Consider the following 19,385-nt stretch of genomic DNA (forward strand, 5'->3'; position numbering starts at 1 on the left):
TCATGCTTAGCAATAAATACGCTTTGATAATCTTCAATCTTCTGAAAAAGCTAAGCGGGTGGCTAAACACTCTTGCATAGCAAAAATGGTCTCTAGGTTAAAATACTCAATCTGCCGCTCAACCTCGCGTATTCCCTCGGTTTGAACTGTTGCATATTTTGCAACAGTTGCTTCATGCAACATCATTGTTTTCTTCTGGAGCCTGCCAATTACGAACGTCGATGACGTGCAAGGATGCACTAATGCCGCGAGCGCATGGATGCGCAAGAGCGGCGTTACCGGTGACGACTTTATTCAACATTAAGCTGGAGTCCATTCTCTTACGTCGATCTTACCGGTAACGGCAGCGGAGATTAGAGCCGTGCGGCGTTCTTGAAGCAACTCAATTTGCTCTAACCCTAGTGCATCTACATTCCTAATTCTTACCATTAGAGCATCAAGCATTTCAACAATAGCTAATTGCTCTTCCATTTTAGGTAAAGAAATTCTTATTGAACCGATTATTTCACAGTTTAATGCTGCTTGATTCCCCCCTCGACCCAGCTCCCTTAAATCCTCATACATCGCTTGGAAAAGATAATATAGAAACCTAACATTAACTTTTTCACTTGGTATTATTGCAGCCATGTTCTGATTAATACATGAGTCAATCGCGAGAATAGCTGAAGTTCCACGAGTTTTTCCCTGACCAACCATACCAACTAAAAGAGAGTTATTTGGTATCAATTCTATCGAACAGCTTTGGTATGCACTTTCTGAAATCAACTGACTTGGTTCATCAACTATTTCCGAATTTAAACAGCCTGAAGCTAACCAAGGAATTGTTCCATTTTCCCAATAAGACAAATTAGTTTTATCGGGTGTGCTTCCATTAAGGACTCTACTGATGTGTGCTATTTTTGGCATCATCCAATGCTCCGGCACTTCACCTAACCACTCAACACCTGAATCGCGCATTGGGGCATTTGGATTCAGTCCTTTGGTAACGGCGTGACTGATAACGGCTTGGCGTTTTTCTTTTAGCAGTGCGATGAGTTGTTGCTGCTTTTCGATCAGGGTGTCGATTTTTGCGGTTTCGTGGTCGAGGAAGTTGGCGATTTTTTGTTGTTCTTCTAACGATGGTAGAACAATAGGCAAACGTCTCATTTCTTCAAATTTCATAGATTGACGCAAACCACCACCCATTCCATAAAAAACTTTTGTAGTGTCGTATGAGTGTAATAATCGATATAAATAGCGATCATCAAGCTCGCATTTTTTAGCAACTAACTTTAGATAAGCAGAAGTAATAATACCTCTTTCTTTCGCGTGCCCGACCCGTAAGCTTCGCTTGTCATTTTGCAGGTCAGTTAATCTGAGTATTAGCTCATCAGGATTCACCAGTTGGTACGTATTAAATGATTCAGGAAGTAAACCAAAGTTTTTCTCTACATCTCGACGAATGATATTACCGTAACTCAGGGATAAAACGTTTGTTTCTTTACCGTCTTCATTCTTTACGGATTCTGTAGTTGCAACACCGAATAAGGGCTTTACCTCCCAGTGCTTTGGTACACTTCCAACCCACTCAATATTAGATTCCTTGTTATCGGAATATGGTCGAAATGTTCCCATTATGAATGCACCTCTTGAAGCAGCCCCATAATTTCAGCACTAACTAAGTCAAGTTCTTTGTCAATCTCCACCAAGTCTCTTGGTGGCTGGTACTGGTAAAAATGGCGATTAAAGGGTATTTCATAACCCACGATGCCGATTTTACCATCTATTGCATCGCGTTTAGTTGCATCTATCCAAGCGTCTGGCACGTGTGGTTGTACTTCTTTTTTAAAGTAGGCTTCGTTTAGCTCATTCACCGTTTGAGTTGGGTCTAATGCTACGTTTTCGTTATCGCGCAAGTCGCCGTCTGGCTTGTACTCAATAACTTGAGTTTTTCCATCTAGTTCAACTTCAAACAGACCATAAAATGGATTGGCTTCGCCAGACTTGTGAATTTTTTTGATGACCTTTTCCGCTGCTGGGTTTTTCCAGCTCACTGCTGCGGTAATGGCTTTGAGTTCTTTAGTGTCTAGTTTGATACCTTGTGCTTTCGCCGCGGCTTTTACAATGGCGTCGAATTGGTTCATGTCGTTGTACTGCTGAGTACCAATATGGGCTTGCAGCTTTTTGGCTTTTAGTAGAATGGCTTTTTGTGCCAGCCACATTTTTCTGTCTAACAACTCTTTTATCTTGGCTTCTTTTACATCGCTGAAGTTGGCTTTTAGATGAACGCGTATTTCAACTTCGTTCTCTGCTAGTAAGCCATAGTTTCCACAGTTTTTATCATCGCTCCAAGGCTGCTCTGAAGAGTGGCCGAAGGTTTCATAAATCCACTTCATTGGTGCTTCTAGTGGTTTATTAGCAAAACGTAGTTCTTCTAAGCGCTCATCACTGAACTGAAAGCTTTCACGCAAAGGGCGTTCGATACTGATACGGCGATAACCAAACTCATGGGTATCGAATATTTTAGCGGCAAAGGTTTTGGGGGCTTCGACTTTGGGGCTGCTTGCTTGGCGGCCACGGCTTGATTTTTGTTCAGCAGGTTTCTGTAAGTCAGTTGCGTCTATCACTTCAAACGCGCCAAAGGTGCGGGTGATTAACGCGATGTCGTCGATGCTCATTTCATTACGTTTAGAGCCTAAGGATTTACGCATTTTACTGCTTAGGTTGACGCCGTTAATCAGCTGCACCTTTCCACGTCGCTCTGGCAGTCCTTTACACTCGGCTTGCTTGTTGTTGCTAAGAATCCAAACATAGGTAGCAATACCTGTGTTGTAGAACATGTCGGTTGGTAGCGCGACGTAAGCGTTCATTCCACGCCGTTATTTCATCTCATCTTTTCTCACTCTAAACTGGGCTCCGTTTTCATCTCATAACCGATAACGGAGTCCTGCTCATGACCAAGCCTTATACCCGTCGTTCTTCTTCTGAATGGCAACAAATCATTGATGATCAAGCCGAGTCTGGCTTGTCCGCCCCTCAATACTGCAAACAACATCAAGTGCGTTACGCCAGTTTTAGCAAATGGCGTCAGCATTTTTCGGGAACGAAAACCTCGCCAGATTCTAGTCAATCAGACTTTATCGATCTCAGTCAGATGCCTGCTCTCTCAGGTACTGGACGTTGGAATATTACCTTGTGCTTAGGTGATGGTATTGAACTCCGATTGAGTCGTGACTGATGTTCCTGCCCGATCCCAATGCTAAAATTTGGCTCTACGCTAAACCTACCGATATGCGTAAGTCTTATTGTGGTTTGTTAGGGCTGATCAAACAGCACCTCAAGGAAAGCCCACTCATCGGGTATTTTGTGTTCATTAACCGCCGTAAAACGCAGATGAAAATCCTTTATTTTGAAGCCTCGGGTTACTGCATCTGGTGCAAACGACTGTCTCAGGGGCAGTTCAACTATGCGCCATCAGAAAACGATAAACACGCTCTCAGCACACTGGAATTACAGCATCTGTTGGCGGGCATAAAAGTCGAAAAATATCGTCAATTTAAGCGCTACAAACGCGCATCTTAAAGGGTTGGATGGTATAATCCAACCCCATGAACGACGCCACTTATCGACCTATTTTACCCTTTAAAAACACCGATTTGCTTCACACGAATGAGGTCGAAAAGCTGCGCGCTGAAGTTGAGGCGATGTCTTTTAGAATCCGTCAATACGAAGCCGAAGTGTGGGCACTAAAACGCGAGTTGTTCGGACCGAAAAGTGAACGTCGAGGCTTACTCACGCCAGACCAACAAGCCCTCGCCGATATCGTGGGTCCGATGCCAGCTGAGCTAACCCGCTTAGAAGACGCGTCCACCGTTGAGAAGGACAAGCCTGAGTCGGTCAGTGTTCGGGGCAAAGCCCCCAAGTCTCGTAACGGCAATGAAATCAACCTCACCGGACTGCGTTTTGACGAAACCATCCCCGTTCGTGAAAAGGTGATTCTAGCGGACGAACTGCAAGGCCCCAATGCGCACGAATACGAAGCCGTGGGCTTCAAAGAAGTCAGCTGCATCGTACAAAAAACCAGTGCTTACGAAATCGTGATTACCAAGCGCCAAGTGGTCAAACACAAAGCCAGCAAACAGCTTATTACCGCGCCACAGCCGGATAGGATTTTTGACAGCTCTGTCGCGGATGTCAGCTTTATCGTTGGCTTACTGATCAACAAGTTCCTGTATCATTTACCGCTTTATCGTCAACACCAACAACTGAGTGCCGCTGGCATCACCCTCAGCCGTGCGACGCTGACGAACCTCACCAAACGCGGGATCGAACTGCTACGACCGATTGTCATAGAACAGCTCATCAGCGTACTGGACAGCAACACACTCGCCATGGACGAAACGCCTATCAAAGTCACCCGACAGCCTGGGGTAGGCAATAAACCCGGCAAAATGAAACAAGCCTATTTTTGGCCAGTGTATGGTGACAAAGACGAAGTGGTGTTTACCTTCTCCCAAAGTCGCGGCATGAAACACATCCAAGACTTGTTGGATCATGTTTGGCAAGGCACCTTGCTGACCGATGGCTATGCGGCGTATAGCCGCTACGAAGCCAAATCGCCAGACATCACCCATGCCCAGTGCTGGGTGCACATGCGTCGTCAGCTGCTAAAAGCTGAAAGGGAAGAAACCGACGCCGTCACGCACGCGCTGAACCTGATTGCGGCCTTATATAAACAGGAAAGCCATATCCAACAAAAAGGCTGGACGGGTGAGAAAAAACAAGACTACCGAGCGCAACACAGCAAGCCTTTAGTGGATCAATTTTTTGCCTTCTGCGAAGAGCAAAGTCAACGGGCCGACCTGCTGCCAGACGATAGCTGGATGAAAGCGTTGAACTACACCTTAAAGCGCAAACGCCAACTGATGGTCTTCTTAGAAAATCCCGATGTTGCCATGGACACTAACCACCTAGAGCGAGAGATAAGACCCATCCCGATGGGTAAGAAAAACTGGCTTTTCTGTTGGACAGAACTGGGCGCCGAACACGTTGGCATCATCCAAAGCCTAATCAGCACCTGCAAGCTGCACGACATCGACCCTAACGTCTACCTGACGGATGTCTTGCAACGAGTCAGCCAACACCCAGCAAAAGACACCGCCGACCTGACCCCAAGACGATGGAAACACCTGTTTGCAGACAACCCGTTAAAATCGCCATTGCTCTGAGTCAGTGGCTGTCAATGACTCCCTAGAATGAACGCTTACAGCGCGACGATGGTTTCGAGTAGATCAGCTTCTAAAATGTAGCGACGGATTTCCGATTCGCCTGAACCAGCGCCGCCAGTAAACAAAGGGGAGCCGTTAAGAATAATACCAATGCGGCCACCGCCATCTTTGCTGTCCCGCAACTTACTAATTAGGTGTAATAAGAATAATAATGAACCATCGCTAACACGCGGTAAGCCTGGGCCAAAACGCCCATCAAAGCCTTTCAGGGTGTGTTCATCTTTAATGCTGGATTCGATCTTTTTCCAATCCACGCCAAATGGAGGGTTAGAAAGCATGTAGTCGAATTTTTCTGCGTAAAGCTGATCATTCGATAAGGTGTTACCCAGCTTAATATTGTTGACCTCTTGACCTTTGATCAGCATGTCAGCTTTACATATGGCGTAGCTTTCTGGGTTTAACTCTTGGCCAAAGGCTTTCATGATGCCTTGTGGGTTGAGCTCATGCAGATATTCCATACCCGACGATAAGAACCCGCCTGTCCCGGCCGTTGGGTCATAAATGGTGCGAATGATACCCGGTTTGGTGAGCGCATCGTCATCTTCCATGAATACTAAGGCAGTGGTAAGGCGAACGATGTCGCGCGGGGTAAAGTGCTCCCCTGCGGTTTCGTTTGAACCTTCGGCAAAACGACGGATCAGTTCTTCAAACACCAAGCCCATGTCATGGTTCGAAATCCCGTTAGGGTTAGAAGGTGACTGTGGGCTTAGATCGGTACTTTTTACTTTTTGAACCACTTTATACAGCAAATCAACATCGTTGAGCTGAGCGATAAATTCAGAAAATTTGAAGTGCTCGAATATTTCACGGGCATCTTTGGAAAAGCCTTGAATATAGCTTTCAAGGTTATCTTTAATTCCACTTGCGCCCAACTTAGATAAATCCATTTTGGAGGTGTTGAAGAAACTTAAACCATTTGGATTACCGGGTGTTTGCGTGGCACGTAATAGAAACTTTTCTTGCGCTTCTTCTGGTAGGTTAAGTGCTTGAATCTCATCATACTTAGCCAGAACCGCTTCTTTAGACTCTTCTAATACACCTTCTAAACGGCGCAATAGAGTAAAAGGTAAGATAATGCGCCCGTATTGGCTTTGTTTGAAATCTCCGCGAAGTAAGTCGGCAATCGACCAGCAAAAAGCGGCTAAATTTGTAGGTGTAGGTAAATCTGTGTTGCTCATAGAATGTCAGCTTTTAAAAATTCGTATTAATGGATACAAGAGCGTAGGAAGGAAAAAAGAATAACATTAATAGACCGAGGCATAAGCGCTCTGGGTTATCCTTAATCTGCTGTATTTTTGATCAGCAATAATGATATTTTTTATATTCAATATTTATACCGTTTTAGCGCTGTTTGAGCAATGTTGAAGGGAGAGGATTCGTGCAATAAAAAAATTAACGCGCTTACGACCATTCATAAAGTTTGTACTAAACATTAAGAAAACTTATTTACACCAGATATAGGGTTTGAGGCGATACAAACGCCACACCACTGCAAACACATTTGAATTTTGTAAATGCTGAGATTAGAAAGATTTCTAAGAGTCACACACAAGTAATGGTTGAGGGTAAAGGTCACTGTTTTCACCAGTGTTAAGTCGCATGGGACACAAATGGGCCAAAGGTGGGACAAAAATGGGCCAAAATCAGATACAAAAAAGCCGAACACTAGATTCGGCTTTCGTAACTTACTGAGTAGTAAGTATAAATTTTGGTAGGACTAAGCAGATTCGAACTGCTGACCTCTACCATGTCAAGGTAGCGCTCTAACCAACTGAGCTATAGTCCTAAAAAGTGTTGGCTATTATAATGACAGAATTGGCTTTGACAAGCCTTACTTCATTTTTTATGACTTTATTTTTAAACGATTATTCGTCGACGGGAACGAGCAGTTCGTGTCCTATGACTTCGTCGATTAAGTCGTAAGGCACCTTGTATTTTTTACCTTTAAATTTCACTAATGCGAAGTCATAACACATTTCCATCACGGTGCAATTGACGATAACGCCGTTGTCGATAACACGCACTATGTTGTAGTTTCTTAGTGTGATTGCCATTTCTGCTTCCTTTTTATGACTCGCCAACGTCTTTTAATTTTCTCTGTAGCTGGCGAATTTGATCACGATACCCTGCTGCCAGTTCAAATTTGAGTTCTTCCGAGGCTTGCATCATTTCTTTTTGCAATTGAATCATGGCTTTACGAACCTGCGCCACGTCTTCCATGCTTTCTACTTGGTAGTCTTTGGCGGTCTCGGCAACTTTTTTGGTTTTGCTGCCTCGTTTACCTGCGCCTGGGTTGTAAGCCCCTTCCAGGATGTCTTCGACCGATTTGATGATACCCATCGGGGTAATACCGTGCTCTTCGTTGTGCGCTTTTTGTTTTTCTCGACGACGATCGGTTTCATTAATGGCGCGCTCCATGGAGCCCGTTATACGGTCGGCGTATAATATGGCTTTGCCGTTGACGTTTCGCGCGGCGCGACCAATCGTTTGAATCAGCGATTTTTCAGAGCGTAAAAAACCCTCTTTATCGGCATCCAGTATTGCCACAAGGCTGACTTCTGGAATGTCCAACCCTTCTCGCAGCAAGTTAATACCCACTAACACATCAAACTCACCGAGACGAAGGTCTCGAATGATTTCAACCCGTTCAACGGTGTCTATGTCTGAGTGCAAATATCGCACTCTTACCCCGTGCTCATTCAAGTAATCACTGAGATCTTCGGCCATACGTTTGGTCAACGTCGTCACCAAGATACGCTCACCAATTGGCACTCTTAGATTAATTTCCGACAACAAATCGTCTACCTGAGTACCAACAGGACGCACTTCTAAAATAGGGTCGATGAGCCCAGTCGGCCGCACGATCTGCTCCACTACCCAATCTTGATGTTCTTCTTCGTATTTGCCCGGTGTGGCCGACACAAAGATGGTTTGCGGTTTAATCTGCTCCCACTCTTCAAATCGCATTGGCCTGTTATCAAGTGCCGAGGGCAAACGAAAACCATATTCAACAAGGTTCTCTTTGCGTGATCGGTCGCCTTTATACATGGCGCCAATTTGCGACACGGTAACGTGAGATTCATCAATCACCAACAAGGCGTTGGCCGGTAAATAATCAAATAGCGTAGGAGGAGGAGAACCCTCTTCCCGCCCCGATAAATAGCGAGAGTAATTTTCGATTCCTGAGCAATAGCCCAGCTCTTGCATCATTTCCAAATCGTATCGAGTGCGTTGCTCCAGTCGCTGTAGTTCGACCAGTTTATTCATCGATTTTAATTGTTCAAGGCGTTGATCTAATTCCACTTTGATGCGTTCAATCGCGGCTTGAACCGTCTCTTTAGGCGTAACGTAGTGCGTCTTTGGGTAAATGGTGACCCGAGGCACTTTGCGAATGGTTTTGTTGGTCAAAGGGTCGATCATTGATAAAGTTTCGACTTCGTCATCAAAGAGTTCAATCCGAATCGCTGTGTCTTCAGAGTCAGCAGGGAACACTTCAATCACATCGCCACGCACACGAAAGTTACCGCGCTCAAGCACAAGGTCATTACGGCTGTATTGCAATTCGGCTAAGCGGCGCAGCACATCACGCTGATCGATGCGTTCGCCACGGTCGAGGTGCAGCATCATTTTCAAATACGATTGAGGATCGCCCAAACCGTAAATCGCTGATACGGTCGCAACAATGATAACGTCGTCGCGCTCCAATAAGGCTTTGGTCGCAGACAAACGCATTTGCTCGATGTGTTCGTTCACCGAAGCGTCTTTTTCAATAAACGTATCGGAAGCGGCAACATAGGCTTCGGGCTGATAGTAGTCGTAATAGGAAACGAAATATTCAACGGCATTGTTTGGGAAGAATTCCTTGAATTCACCGTATAATTGAGCCGCGAGTGTTTTGTTGTGCGCCATAACAATGGTAGGACGCTTTACCTGAGAAATGACGTTGGCGATCGTGTAGGTTTTACCCGAACCGGTCACACCCAGTAACGTTTGATGCGCCAACCCAGCCTCGACACCACGAACCAATTTCTCGATGGCTTTTGGCTGATCACCAGCCGGAGAATACGGTGAAACTACTTGAAACTCTTGCGACACGGATCGTTTTCCTATTCTTTACAGGCGGCCTAATACAGTATCAAACTTTACTCAATTCGTCCGATATTTAATATTCAATTTCATAGGATGTCGCGCTCTAGGCGGTTGAAAAGAAACAGACAAACATTCGACTTTCATCACGCAGCCGTCATACTATTGTCAATTAATGAAACGTAACAAAATACAACAAGATATTATTGCAAGACGTGGCGGGCGTAGGCAATTTTCTTACCAGCCCTCTTGCCTGAGAACATGACATGAGCAAATTGGAAAAGTACTTTCCGGCAATGACTTGGCTCAAGGGTTATTCACGAGCTGATCTGCAAATCGACGCGGTCGCCAGTTTCATCGCGACGATTTTATTAATTCCACAGAGTATGGGTTACGCTCTACTGGTCGGCTTGCCTGCTGTAGTGGGGCTTTATGCCAGCATAATACCTTCGATTGCCTATTCACTGTTTGGCACAAGCCGAACCCTAGCGGTTGGCCCAGTCGCGATTACTTCAATGATGACGGCAACCGTGGCTTTGCCGTTTGCCCTTCCCAGCAATGAAAATTATGCAGCCATTGCGATCATGTTGGCGTTTTTGTCGGGTATATTTTTACTTCTCATGAGTCTATTAAAAATGGGCTTTTTGGCGAATTTATTGAGTCATCCGGTTATTTCGGGGTTCATCAGTGCATCGGCTCTTTTGATCGTAATTGGCCAAGTTAAACATTTGCTTGGCATTGACGCTCAAGGCAATAATTTCATTGAATTAACTCAAAGCATGCTACAAAACATAGGGAATGCGAATAAACCAACCCTCTTACTCAGTATTATTGCGATCACCTGCTTGGTATTGCTGAAGCGCTATTTAACCCCTGCATTGATCACATTAGGTTTACCCGCTGCCCTAGCCAAAACACTCGGCCGAGCGGGACCTGTTTTGGTGGTGGGTGGCACAACATTGTGTATGGCGACATTTTCACTTGATACGATGGGCATAAAGATTGTCGGCGATGTTTCTAATCATTTGCCGTCCATTCCTTTTGAACGCTTTACCCTAGACACCATGATTGAACTGCTACCTGGCGCGTTTTTAATCAGTATCGTCGGATTTGTCGGCTCGGTGTCAGTGGCGCAATCGTTCGCAGCCAAACGCAAAGAAGACATAAAACCCAACCAAGAGCTCGTTGGGTTAGGGCTGGCCAACCTAGGCGCCGCGTTCAGCGGGTCTTTCCCAGTTACCGGGGGGTTTTCACGGTCAGTCGTAAACGTGAGTGCCGGTGCACAAACTCCGATGACGGGGATTATTACGGCGCTGTTGATGCTGGTCACCTTGTTGTTTCTCACTCCAATTTTCTACTATTTACCCACAGCCGTACTGGCCGCGAGCATCACCGTTTCTATTTTGCAACTCATTGATGTTAAGGACCTGATTCGACTCTATCGCTTTTCGAAACAAGAAGCTTTGGCCTTGGTAGCGACGTTTCTAGTCGTACTTTTTGTTGGCATGGAAGCAGGGATTATAACTGGCGTCGCGTTGTCTTTGCTGTTTTTCCTTTGGCATACGAGCCACCCTCATATTGCTGTAGTGGGGCGCCTACCTGGTACTGAGCATTTTCGTAATGTAAAACGCTATGAGGTAGAAACCGATCCCCAAATAGCCACCATTCGCATTGATGAAAACCTCTTTTTTGCCAATGCTAGGGTGCTCGAAGATTATATTTTGTCTCTCGTGGCACAGCACCAAGACATTAAACATTTGATCTTGATGTGCACCGCCATCAACATGATAGACGCCAGTGCACTAGACAGTTTAGAAACCATTGATGATCGATTAAAGTCTGCTGGTATCATGCTGCATTTATCAGAAATAAAAGGCCCCGTCATGGACAAACTAACCGACTCGACGCTGATCAATCAGCTCAGCGGCCAAGTCTTTTTAACCCAACATCAGGCCATCAACGCATTAACCATAAAACCCGAACAAGTTTAATTGACCGAATTTAGTGGGAATACTGAAACGCAAGTGATTCACATGGCTTAATTCATTGGCTGCACTGAGTTAGCGTCAGAGATGGTGGCGTCAGTGCTTATAGTGTCAGGCGTTAATACTCTCAATACTCCCTTGTTTCGCAAGATAAGAGCATCGCCGATTCCTTTCACTTGGGACAATTGCGCAATCGTCTTAAACGGCCCGTTGGTCTCCCTAAAGTCAATAATAGCTTGCGCTTTTTTGACTCCAACACCTGACATTACTGCAGACAACTCACTGGCGGTTGCTGTATTAATATCCAAAGGCGTGGCGGAAAATATCGAAAATGGCGTAAAAGCCAGAGAAATAAGCACAAGAGTACGCAAAACGCAGACGTGAAAAACACGGTGTAGATTCATCATCATAAAATCCTTTTAAATGATTTTTCTGTAAAAAGAATGGCTTCTTGCCAATAAAAAACCCTCTACTCTTTTGGCATTTTAACATGCTAATCGATGTAGAGGGTTTTAGAGTAAAAGCTTTTCAGACAGACTTCAATACCTTACCAAGGTAATTTACGCAGGTAAGGCTAATTCTTGATTCGCTTGCCTCAAGGCGGCAATAGGGTCAGCAGCCTGTGTGATTGGACGGCCCATGACCAAGTAATGACTGCCTGCCGCCATCGCTTGCGCTGGGGTCATGATGCGTTTTTGATCTCCCTGTGCCGAACCCAACGGACGAATACCCGGTGTAACAAGAACAAAGTCTTTGCCAAGGTCAGCTGATAGCATGGCCGATTCTTGCGCAGAACACACTACCCCATTCATACCAGACGATTTTGCCAGCGCAGCCAAACGTTTTACCTGCTGCTCAGGCGTCGCATTAATGCCAATTTCGATCAGATCAGATTGATCCATACTGGTCAATACCGTCACAGCAATCAGCACAGTTTTGTTGTCCGCTATGTTTTGTAGCGCGTTGGCAGAGGCTTCCATCATTCGACGACCACCAGAAGCATGAACATTGACCATCCATACCCCCGCTCTTGCCGCTACACTCACTGCATTGGCGACAGTATTTGGAATATCGTGAAATTTAAGATCCAGAAAAACATCAAAACCTAATGAATGCAATTCATCCAAAATAACAGGCCCTGATGTCGTAAACAGCTCTTTGCCAACTTTCACCCGACATTGAGTAGGGTCGAGGCGTTTTGCCATCTCTAAAGATTGCGTCATAGTTGGATAATCTAAAGCAACCACGATGGGGGATTGACAACTCATTCAGTGTCCTCTTTTTTCTATGCTGGTGTTCATTATAAATAATGGCTGGCTATTCGCCCTCTAAACCATGAATAGGTTTTACGACACCCCAATTTTTACAACTGGGGCATTGCCAATGTAATTGATGCCCGGGAAAGCCGCATTGGCGGCATTGGTATTTGTGTTTGGCCTGAACTAATTGATCAATCAACTCGAACAATACCGCCAAATGTTGTTGGTTATAACCTTGCGAATCCGTTAACTGAAGACTGATGAGCTCTTTGAACCCCTTAATCGTTGGGTGAAGCCTAAGTTGCTCGACTAAAAACATCTCTGCATAGTCTTTGTCGGTTTCCAGATAATGCTGCACCAAGGCCACAATCAGTGCTGTTGACGGTTTCTTTTGATTGTATTCTTGTAAAAATTTAATGTAGCCGTTGCTACCCCACACTTTCTGATAAGATTCTTTAAGTTTAGGAATAATAATGGAAATAAATTCTGGGTCTTGCTCAGCCGCATGCTTAAGTTCTTTAATTGCATCTCGGTATCGGCCCTGACCGCTTAGTACATCCGCCGCACCGATACTCGCCCGAACGCAGCTGGAATCAACCTCTAACGCCTCTTTGTAACACTGGAGTGCGTTTTTCCATTGCTCTTTTTTGTGCCAATCTTGCGCCATTTCACAATAGAAATGCGCAAGTCGTTTGATGTCTTTTTTACTTTTCGTTTCTTTAATTAATTCGGAACCAATCTGAATCGCTTTATCCCAGCTCTGTTCAAATTCGTAAAGATCCACCAATAGAGACAAAATTTTTGGTTGGAATTCACTTTTACGGGAGGTTGAGGCCATGTTAAGCAGCAAACGTCCAGCTCGGTCTAACAACCCCGCCGACATGAAGTCACTGGCCAATTCAAGTTGAACCATGCGCATTTCACGCTCCAAAATTTCAGGACGCGCTAATAAGTTTTGATGTATATTAATGGCTTTTTGGATCTCCCCTTTTTTGCGAAATAAGTTTCCCAAAGTAAGATGGATATCGAAGGTATCAGAATTAACTTCTAACGAATCAACAAAGGCATCAATGGCTTCAGAATGCTGATCGTTAAGTAAATGATTAAGACCACGGAAGTAATCATTAGGAATACTTTTTTTAAGTGGCTTATTTTTCTTAGTCGGATTCTTACGCCCCATTGCCCAGCCAACAAAGAGCGCGACAAACAGAACCAAAAACAACCCAATTTCGGTCAACTCAATTACTCCTTCCCAACAGAAAGCTCTTTAGTAATCGAGGCTTTACGTAAGCCATCTACTTCGTCTCGGGCTTTTTCATATCGACGCGTTAATACTCTTATTTGACGCTCATTACGCAAAAGCGCAACAGAGCTAACCAGGAGCGCGACACAAGCGCCTATAGAGAACGACAAAATAATGTAAAGTGCCACACTTAGTTTAGGACCTCGCCATAAAACAAGGTCTAGTGTGATTATTTGTGGATTACGGATGGCAAAAAACACACCCAAGGCGAGAAAAAAAACGATGAAAACCGTATAAACAATTCTTTTCAGCCATTTAATCATAAGGCAACCTACCAAAAATAGAATGGCGACATTATGCCGTGATCGCTCAGAAATTTCGAGGCATAAGATGCAGATTAATTAAGTTCGTTTATCTCATTTTCAGGCAAATTGACCAACTCACGTAACTCTTTGCCCGGTTTGAAGTGAGGCACGTATTTAGCGTTTAGCTCAACAGACTCACCTGTCTTAGGATTGCGACCTATTCTTGGCGCCCGATAATGCAATGAAAAACTCCCAAAACCTCTTATCTCTATCCGCTCACCATTCGCCAAAGAATCAGACATATGCTCAAGCATCGCTTTGATGGCTTCTTCAACTTCCCTGACTGGCAAATGGGATTGCTGGTCTATTAGCAGCTCTATCAGCTCAGATTTTGTCATTCCTGTCCTCGCGATTATAATGTGATCACTCTCTAAGACTAGCTAAATTCAGAAAGAAAGCAATAAGTTAACGCATTTTAGGGGCGTTTTTAATCATTTAATTCAGCCGCCATAGTGAATATTCTGAATCGTTACCTTCTACCGCTAGCGTAGAAGCAATCTAGCTTTTATAATAATCCACATATTTAACACATCGGAAGAAATAATAATGAGCTACCACACAATCCCTGCAGGCAAAGACGCACCAAACGACATTTATGTCATCATCGAAATTCCCGCACACGCCAATCCAGTAAAGTATGAAGTAGACCACGATTTGGACGCACTCGTAGTTGACCGTTTCATGACGGCACCTATGTTTTACCCAGCAAACTACGGCTATGTAAACAACACATTAGCGGATGACGGCGACCCAGTTGATGTACTGGTTATTACGCCTTATCCAGTAGTACCAGGATCCGTGATTCGCTGCCGTCCTGTTGGCGTATTAAACATGTCAGACGAAGCAGGCATGGACGCAAAATTGGTCGCCGTACCCCATGAAAAACTGAGCAAAGAATACGGTCATATTCAAGACGTAAACGACATTCCTCAGTTGCTACGTGATCAAATTGAACACTTCTTCGAAAACTACAAAACCCTTGAAAAAGGCAAATGGGTTAAAGTAGAAGGCTGGGCAAACGCAGAAGAAGCGAAAAAAGCGATTGTTGAAGGTATTGAAGCCTACAACGCAAAATAATTTGCTTTCAATGTTTAATAACAAAAAACCGATCTTAAGATCGGTTTTTTTGTTTTATGACATACGTGAAGCTCAGATCACTAAACGCCCCAGCCTTTCAATCTAAAAAATATCATTAAGAATCTAAGAAACGCTCTGCATCTAACGCAGCCATGCAACCCGTTCCCGCGGAGGTAATCGCCTGACGATAAATATGATCCGACACATCACCCGCTGCAAATACACCTTCAATGCTCGTTTGTGTCGCATTGCCATGCGACCCTGATTGAACGGTTAAATAGCCATCTTTCATTTCAAGCTGACCTTGGAAAATATCGGTATTTGGTTTATGGCCTATTGCTACAAACACGCCCGCAACCGAAAGCTCTTTGGTGTCACCAGTTTGCGTGTTTTTAATACGCAATCCTGTCACACCCGCGTCATCACCAAGCACTTCGTCAAGTTCTGAAAACCATTCAATTTTCACATTGGCATTTTTCGCTTTTTCCAACAACTTATCCGACAAAATCTTTTCAGAGCGGAACTTATCACGACGATGTATCACCGTGACCGTCTTAGCAATGTTAGCCAAATACAAGGCTTCTTCAACAGCGGTATTACCTCCACCAATCACGGCAACATCTTGATTGCGATAAAAAAAGCCATCACACGTTGCGCAAGCGGAAACACCCTGCCCCATGAATTTAGTTTCACTTTCCAGGCCAAGATACTGCGCACTCGCCCCAGTTGAAATAATCAAAGCATCGCAGGTATAGATACCGCTGTCGCCTTCTAAACGAAATGGACGATTTTGCAAATCCACTTTATTGACATGGTCAAAAATAATCTCTGTTTCAAAACGTTCCGCGTGCTTGCGCATACGCTCCATTAATTCTGGACCTTGAACACCCTGGTCATCGCCTGGCCAGTTGTCAACGTCTGTGGTGGTAGTAAGCTGCCCACCCATCTGCATACCTGTAATCATCACAGGATTTAAATTAGCGCGAGCCGCATACACGGCGGCGGTGTAACCCGCAGGGCCTGAACCTAAAATCATTAATTTAGCGTGTTTTACATCGCTCATGCTGTTGCTCCTGTCGATAAAAGTGTGCCTAACCCTATACAAAGTTGGCCAAAAAGACTGTGATGGATTCTAACGAAAATACGATGAGATTCTTAAAGAATTATATTCATTAGTAAGATAGGGGCTATCTATGACTTTTCAAGCATGGGCGCAAAAACATAAGTGCCCCAAAAAATGATTGTTCAGATACACCCCCCAAAAGGTAAGGCCTCAAGCCTAGACCTAAATATGTATGATCATCTTAAGCAGGCTACACACTCAGGATCTTGCGTCAGACGCATGTCACGCCAGCGACCTTCAAACCCATCAAACAATCGTAATGTGGCATGCTTTACTTCACCACAGCCACTGGCTAATTTAATGGCTTCTAAAGCCTGAAATACCCCTAACATGCCGACAACAGGTGCAATAATTCCGCTTTCATTGCAACTAAGTTGTTGATCAGACAACTCAGGATACAAGCATTCATAACAGGGAGACGCTTGCTGGTGATATAAAAAACTCACCAACTGTCCTTCCCAACGAATGGCAGCGGCACTCACTAAGGGCTTTTTATACGTTAAGCAAGCGCGATTAATGCTTTGTCGCGCCGCAAAATTATCAGTGCAATCTAATACCACATCCGCAGATTCGACCGCCCGATGTAACGCCTCTGCTTCTAACTTATGCGGCATGGGGTAAATTCGTATGCGCGGATTTCTCGTTACAAGCTGCTCAGCCGCCGCCACGGCTTTGTTGAGACCAATCTGGCTTTCGTCGTACAACACTTGCCGAGGCAGATTACTGCTTTCTAACTGATCGCCATCGGCCAAGGTCAGAATACCTACTCCAGAGGTCGCCAAATAGGTTGCGGCGATATTACCAAGCCCGCCCAAACCTATGACCAAAATATGGGACGAGGCGAGCTTTAACTGCCCAGCAACATCAAAATTGGGCAGCAACAACTGCCGACTGTAGCGATCTAACTCGGATTCATTCATTTTACGTCACTTCCTTACGGTCTATATCTGCCCGACTGGTCCATTTTTTGCTAAACTCATGGCACTACTTACTCCATGAGCATCACGATGAAATTTCCTGGCAGACGCAAACTTAAACATTATTTTCCTGTTTCTCAATCCAAACCCGTTCTGCCCACTTCTGAGGTGCGCCCCGATAAAGACACTTATATTGTCGGCCTCGACGAGACCATTGTGGACGTGGTTGCCAATGTGTCTGATGATTTTTTGAACAAGTTCAACATTAAAAAAGGCTTATCAAATTTAGTCGATGCCAATACAGCAGCATCGATTTTTCTTGAGCTTACAGCCCAAGAGTGTATTTCAGATCACTTTGCTGGTGGCACGATCGGCAACACGATTCATAACTATTCGGTACTGGCAGACGACAAATCGGTTTTGCTCGGTGTGATGTCCGCCAACATTCCTCTTGGTTCACCAGCTTACCATTATATCTGTCATACCAGCAGCAAAGTCGACATGAATCATTTACAAGGGGTACCCGGGGATATTGGTCGTGGTATTACTTTAATCACACCGGACGGCGAGCGTACGTTTGCTATCGCCCCTGGAGACATGGACGAACTGAATGTTGAGCACATACCTGAAAACATCATTGCAGGTGCCGCGGCGTTAGTGACGTGCGCTTATCCACTGCGTCATCAGGGCAAACCCATCAAATCAGCCATGCTAAAAGCCTTGGAATACGCACACCAACATCAGGTCCCTACCGTACTGACGCTTGGTACTTCTCACCTAGTGGAAGAACATCGCGATGAACTGCTCGCATTAATCAAACAATACGTTGATGTGCTTGCAATGAATGAACTAGAAGCCGAAGCACTAACGGGCTTTTCCGATCCATTAGAAGCCGCCAGTGCAATTTTAGACCATGTTGACATTGTTTTACTCACCGTCGGTCCAGATGGCATGTATCTTTGTGGTCATACAGAAGCGGCATTAAAACGTGAAACCACGAACCCAATCAAATCGGCCAGTTTAGCCGACTTTAACCGTTGGGAGTTTAGCCGCCCGATGTCACGCAAAGCGTGCCAACACCCGGTGAAAGTATATTCCCATATCGATCCTTACTTGGGCGGACCAGACAAAATCCGTAACACAAATGGTGCGGGGGATGGGGCTTTATCAGCCTTGCTGCACGATATTTCAGCCAATCATTTTCACAAAGACGCCCTGCCTAATTCCAGCAAACACATTGCGGCCTATCTGGCATATTCGTCTTTCGCACAAATTTGCAAATACGCGAACCGCGTCAGTTATGAAATTCTGGTACAAAATGCGTCCCGCTTATCGAAAGGTCTACCAGAACGAGAAGACAGTCTAGAAGAAGCCTACTGGGGGCAATAATCGCTCAAGTCCATATGACCGGTGTTCAGAAAAAGACACAAGAAAAAGACATAAAAAAACCATCGTTAAAGATGGTTTTTTTGATGGCTTGCATGCTAGAGGAATCAAAGCATCAACTCATGGCTTCAATGCCAAGCGCATCGTTGCGTTCAAACATACGATCCAATTCAAGCAAAATAACCAACTCTTCTTCTTTTTGGTACACACCTTGAATAAACATCAGGGCTTCATCATTGCCTACGCTTGGGCTTTGCTCAATTTCACCGTGATACAAATAAAATACTTCCTGTACCGCATCTACTAACAAGCCGACTTGCTCGCCGTCATGCTCGATGATAATAATTCGAGTATCATCAGAAATAGTACACTCTGGGAGGCTAAATCGGACTCGAGTATCCACCACAGTTACCACGTTACCACGCAAATTAACAATACCTAAAACATAAGAAGGCGCACCGGGTACCGGGGCTATTTCGCTATAACGCAATACTTCTTTAATCTGCATGACATTGATACCGTAGGTTTCGTCAATCAGTTTAAACGTTAAGTACTGCAACAACTCGCCTTTCTTATTCTCAGATAGGGCTTTCCCATTTTTTATAGGCGCTAATTCAGACATGGCTTGCATCCATATTCAATTTATTAAACATGATGTAGAACTCATCACAATATGC

Annotated in this window: 20 protein-coding genes and 1 tRNA gene; 6 read left to right on the forward strand and 15 right to left on the reverse strand. The window is 44.7% G+C overall.

What is annotated here, in order from left to right; all coding sequences use genetic code 11:
* Positions 1 to 172: 172 nt before the first annotated feature.
* The 3 genes from FXV75_RS16430 to FXV75_RS11020 are packed head-to-tail and all read right to left on the reverse strand — an operon-like array spanning position 173 to position 2,849.
* Positions 173 to 316 carry a hypothetical protein gene (locus FXV75_RS16430; protein WP_222863130.1) on the reverse strand — a complete coding sequence of 48 codons (144 nt, stop codon included), beginning with the start codon at positions 314 to 316 and terminating at the stop codon, positions 173 to 175.
* Positions 301 to 1,614, reverse strand: a complete 1,314-nt coding sequence (locus FXV75_RS11015; RefSeq protein WP_148833373.1) for a restriction endonuclease subunit S — start codon at positions 1,612 to 1,614, stop codon at positions 301 to 303. The genes FXV75_RS16430 and FXV75_RS11015 overlap by 16 nt, the downstream gene beginning before the upstream one ends.
* On the reverse strand, positions 1,614 to 2,849 hold the full coding sequence (locus tag FXV75_RS11020; RefSeq protein WP_148833374.1) for an N-6 DNA methylase: 1,236 nt from the start codon (positions 2,847 to 2,849) through the stop codon (positions 1,614 to 1,616). The genes FXV75_RS11015 and FXV75_RS11020 overlap by 1 nt, the downstream gene beginning before the upstream one ends.
* Positions 2,850 to 2,932: 83 nt before the next feature.
* Here FXV75_RS11020 and tnpA point away from each other — a divergent pair, with 83 nt between their 5' ends.
* The 3 genes from tnpA to tnpC are packed head-to-tail and all read left to right on the forward strand — an operon-like array spanning position 2,933 to position 5,207.
* Positions 2,933 to 3,217, forward strand: a complete 285-nt coding sequence (gene tnpA, locus FXV75_RS11025) for an IS66 family insertion sequence element accessory protein TnpA (RefSeq protein WP_148831031.1) — start codon at positions 2,933 to 2,935, stop codon at positions 3,215 to 3,217.
* The gene (tnpB, locus tag FXV75_RS11030; protein WP_148831032.1) at positions 3,217 to 3,561 is read left to right on the forward strand and encodes an IS66 family insertion sequence element accessory protein TnpB; all 345 of its coding nucleotides are present in this window, start codon (positions 3,217 to 3,219) and stop codon (positions 3,559 to 3,561) included. The genes tnpA and tnpB overlap by 1 nt, the downstream gene beginning before the upstream one ends.
* A gap of 26 nt (positions 3,562 to 3,587) precedes the next feature.
* Positions 3,588 to 5,207, forward strand: a complete 1,620-nt coding sequence (gene tnpC, locus FXV75_RS11035; RefSeq protein WP_222863082.1) for an IS66 family transposase — start codon at positions 3,588 to 3,590, stop codon at positions 5,205 to 5,207.
* Between the two features lie 35 nt (positions 5,208 to 5,242).
* Here tnpC and FXV75_RS11040 read toward each other — a convergent pair whose 3' ends face one another.
* The 4 genes from FXV75_RS11040 to uvrB all read right to left on the reverse strand — a co-directional run bounded on the left by FXV75_RS11040 (position 5,243) and on the right by uvrB (position 9,362).
* Entirely contained in the window at positions 5,243 to 6,445 is a 1,203-nt protein-coding gene (locus tag FXV75_RS11040; RefSeq protein WP_262368535.1) for a class I SAM-dependent DNA methyltransferase, read from the reverse strand.
* A gap of 531 nt (positions 6,446 to 6,976) precedes the next feature.
* Positions 6,977 to 7,053 (reverse strand) — tRNA-Val (locus FXV75_RS11045).
* Positions 7,054 to 7,132: 79 nt separating this feature from the next.
* Entirely contained in the window at positions 7,133 to 7,321 is a 189-nt protein-coding gene (locus FXV75_RS11050) for a hypothetical protein (RefSeq protein WP_148833376.1), read from the reverse strand.
* Between the two features lie 13 nt (positions 7,322 to 7,334).
* Positions 7,335 to 9,362, reverse strand: a complete 2,028-nt coding sequence (gene uvrB, locus FXV75_RS11055) for an excinuclease ABC subunit UvrB (RefSeq protein ID WP_148833377.1) — start codon at positions 9,360 to 9,362, stop codon at positions 7,335 to 7,337.
* Positions 9,363 to 9,619: 257 nt separating this feature from the next.
* Between uvrB and FXV75_RS11060 the strand changes: the two genes are divergently transcribed.
* Positions 9,620 to 11,344 (forward strand): SulP family inorganic anion transporter, encoded by a 1,725-nt coding sequence (locus FXV75_RS11060; RefSeq protein WP_148833379.1) that lies wholly within the window; start codon positions 9,620 to 9,622, stop codon positions 11,342 to 11,344.
* Between the two features lie 47 nt (positions 11,345 to 11,391).
* Here the strand turns inward: FXV75_RS11060 and FXV75_RS11065 are convergent, their stop codons facing one another.
* The 5 genes from FXV75_RS11065 to ihfB all read right to left on the reverse strand — a co-directional run bounded on the left by FXV75_RS11065 (position 11,392) and on the right by ihfB (position 14,543).
* The gene (locus FXV75_RS11065) at positions 11,392 to 11,748 is read right to left on the reverse strand and encodes a ComEA family DNA-binding protein (protein WP_262368536.1); all 357 of its coding nucleotides are present in this window, start codon (positions 11,746 to 11,748) and stop codon (positions 11,392 to 11,394) included.
* 150 nt (positions 11,749 to 11,898) lie between these two features.
* Complete coding sequence (gene pyrF / locus FXV75_RS11070) at positions 11,899 to 12,606, reverse strand: orotidine-5'-phosphate decarboxylase (RefSeq protein WP_148833381.1); 708 nt, start codon at positions 12,604 to 12,606, stop codon at positions 11,899 to 11,901.
* Positions 12,607 to 12,655: 49 nt separating this feature from the next.
* Positions 12,656 to 13,834 carry a lipopolysaccharide assembly protein LapB gene (gene lapB, locus FXV75_RS11075; protein WP_148833383.1) on the reverse strand — a complete coding sequence of 393 codons (1,179 nt, stop codon included), beginning with the start codon at positions 13,832 to 13,834 and terminating at the stop codon, positions 12,656 to 12,658.
* A gap of 5 nt (positions 13,835 to 13,839) precedes the next feature.
* On the reverse strand, positions 13,840 to 14,163 hold the full coding sequence (locus FXV75_RS11080) for a lipopolysaccharide assembly protein LapA domain-containing protein (RefSeq protein ID WP_148833384.1): 324 nt from the start codon (positions 14,161 to 14,163) through the stop codon (positions 13,840 to 13,842).
* A gap of 74 nt (positions 14,164 to 14,237) precedes the next feature.
* Positions 14,238 to 14,543: an integration host factor subunit beta gene (gene ihfB / locus FXV75_RS11085; protein ID WP_148833386.1), complete on the reverse strand. Its 306-nt coding sequence runs from the start codon at positions 14,541 to 14,543 to the stop codon at positions 14,238 to 14,240.
* A 208-nt stretch (positions 14,544 to 14,751) separates the two neighbouring features.
* Here ihfB and ppa point away from each other — a divergent pair, with 208 nt between their 5' ends.
* Entirely contained in the window at positions 14,752 to 15,282 is a 531-nt protein-coding gene (gene ppa, locus FXV75_RS11090; RefSeq protein WP_148833387.1) for an inorganic diphosphatase, read from the forward strand.
* Positions 15,283 to 15,397: 115 nt separating this feature from the next.
* Here ppa and trxB read toward each other — a convergent pair whose 3' ends face one another.
* On the reverse strand, positions 15,398 to 16,345 hold the full coding sequence (trxB, locus tag FXV75_RS11095) for a thioredoxin-disulfide reductase (protein ID WP_148833389.1): 948 nt from the start codon (positions 16,343 to 16,345) through the stop codon (positions 15,398 to 15,400).
* Positions 16,346 to 16,581: 236 nt separating this feature from the next.
* On the reverse strand, positions 16,582 to 17,325 hold the full coding sequence (locus tag FXV75_RS11100) for a HesA/MoeB/ThiF family protein (RefSeq protein WP_148833391.1): 744 nt from the start codon (positions 17,323 to 17,325) through the stop codon (positions 16,582 to 16,584).
* An 87-nt stretch (positions 17,326 to 17,412) separates the two neighbouring features.
* Between FXV75_RS11100 and FXV75_RS11105 the strand changes: the two genes are divergently transcribed.
* Positions 17,413 to 18,711 carry an inosine/guanosine kinase gene (locus tag FXV75_RS11105; protein ID WP_148833393.1) on the forward strand — a complete coding sequence of 433 codons (1,299 nt, stop codon included), beginning with the start codon at positions 17,413 to 17,415 and terminating at the stop codon, positions 18,709 to 18,711.
* A 112-nt stretch (positions 18,712 to 18,823) separates the two neighbouring features.
* Here FXV75_RS11105 and FXV75_RS11110 read toward each other — a convergent pair whose 3' ends face one another.
* Complete coding sequence (locus FXV75_RS11110; RefSeq protein WP_148833395.1) at positions 18,824 to 19,330, reverse strand: chemotaxis protein CheW; 507 nt, start codon at positions 19,328 to 19,330, stop codon at positions 18,824 to 18,826.
* Positions 19,331 to 19,385 lie beyond the last annotated feature (55 nt).

It is taken from the genome of Marinomonas sp. IMCC 4694, from assembly GCF_008122525.1.
In the GTDB taxonomy this organism is placed as follows: domain Bacteria; phylum Pseudomonadota; class Gammaproteobacteria; order Pseudomonadales; family Marinomonadaceae; genus Marinomonas.

Coding starts and splice junctions, on each gene's coding strand:
- FXV75_RS16430 (WP_222863130.1), bottom strand. CDS start 316: ATGGACTCCAGCTTAATGTTGAATAAAGTCGTCACCGGTAACGCCGCT.
- FXV75_RS11015 (WP_148833373.1), bottom strand. CDS start 1,614: ATGGGAACATTTCGACCATATTCCGATAACAAGGAATCTAATATTGAG.
- FXV75_RS11020 (WP_148833374.1), bottom strand. CDS start 2,849: ATGAACGCTTACGTCGCGCTACCAACCGACATGTTCTACAACACAGGT.
- tnpA (WP_148831031.1), top strand. CDS start 2,933: ATGACCAAGCCTTATACCCGTCGTTCTTCTTCTGAATGGCAACAAATC.
- tnpB (WP_148831032.1), top strand. CDS start 3,217: ATGTTCCTGCCCGATCCCAATGCTAAAATTTGGCTCTACGCTAAACCT.
- tnpC (WP_222863082.1), top strand. CDS start 3,588: ATGAACGACGCCACTTATCGACCTATTTTACCCTTTAAAAACACCGAT.
- FXV75_RS11040 (WP_262368535.1), bottom strand. CDS start 6,445: ATGAGCAACACAGATTTACCTACACCTACAAATTTAGCCGCTTTTTGC.
- FXV75_RS11050 (WP_148833376.1), bottom strand. CDS start 7,321: ATGGCAATCACACTAAGAAACTACAACATAGTGCGTGTTATCGACAAC.
- FXV75_RS11060 (WP_148833379.1), top strand. CDS start 9,620: ATGAGCAAATTGGAAAAGTACTTTCCGGCAATGACTTGGCTCAAGGGT.
- FXV75_RS11065 (WP_262368536.1), bottom strand. CDS start 11,748: ATGATGATGAATCTACACCGTGTTTTTCACGTCTGCGTTTTGCGTACT.
- pyrF (WP_148833381.1), bottom strand. CDS start 12,606: ATGAGTTGTCAATCCCCCATCGTGGTTGCTTTAGATTATCCAACTATG.
- FXV75_RS11080 (WP_148833384.1), bottom strand. CDS start 14,163: ATGATTAAATGGCTGAAAAGAATTGTTTATACGGTTTTCATCGTTTTT.
- ihfB (WP_148833386.1), bottom strand. CDS start 14,543: ATGACAAAATCTGAGCTGATAGAGCTGCTAATAGACCAGCAATCCCAT.
- ppa (WP_148833387.1), top strand. CDS start 14,752: ATGAGCTACCACACAATCCCTGCAGGCAAAGACGCACCAAACGACATT.
- trxB (WP_148833389.1), bottom strand. CDS start 16,345: ATGAGCGATGTAAAACACGCTAAATTAATGATTTTAGGTTCAGGCCCT.
- FXV75_RS11100 (WP_148833391.1), bottom strand. CDS start 17,325: ATGAATGAATCCGAGTTAGATCGCTACAGTCGGCAGTTGTTGCTGCCC.
- FXV75_RS11105 (WP_148833393.1), top strand. CDS start 17,413: ATGAAATTTCCTGGCAGACGCAAACTTAAACATTATTTTCCTGTTTCT.
- FXV75_RS11110 (WP_148833395.1), bottom strand. CDS start 19,330: ATGTCTGAATTAGCGCCTATAAAAAATGGGAAAGCCCTATCTGAGAAT.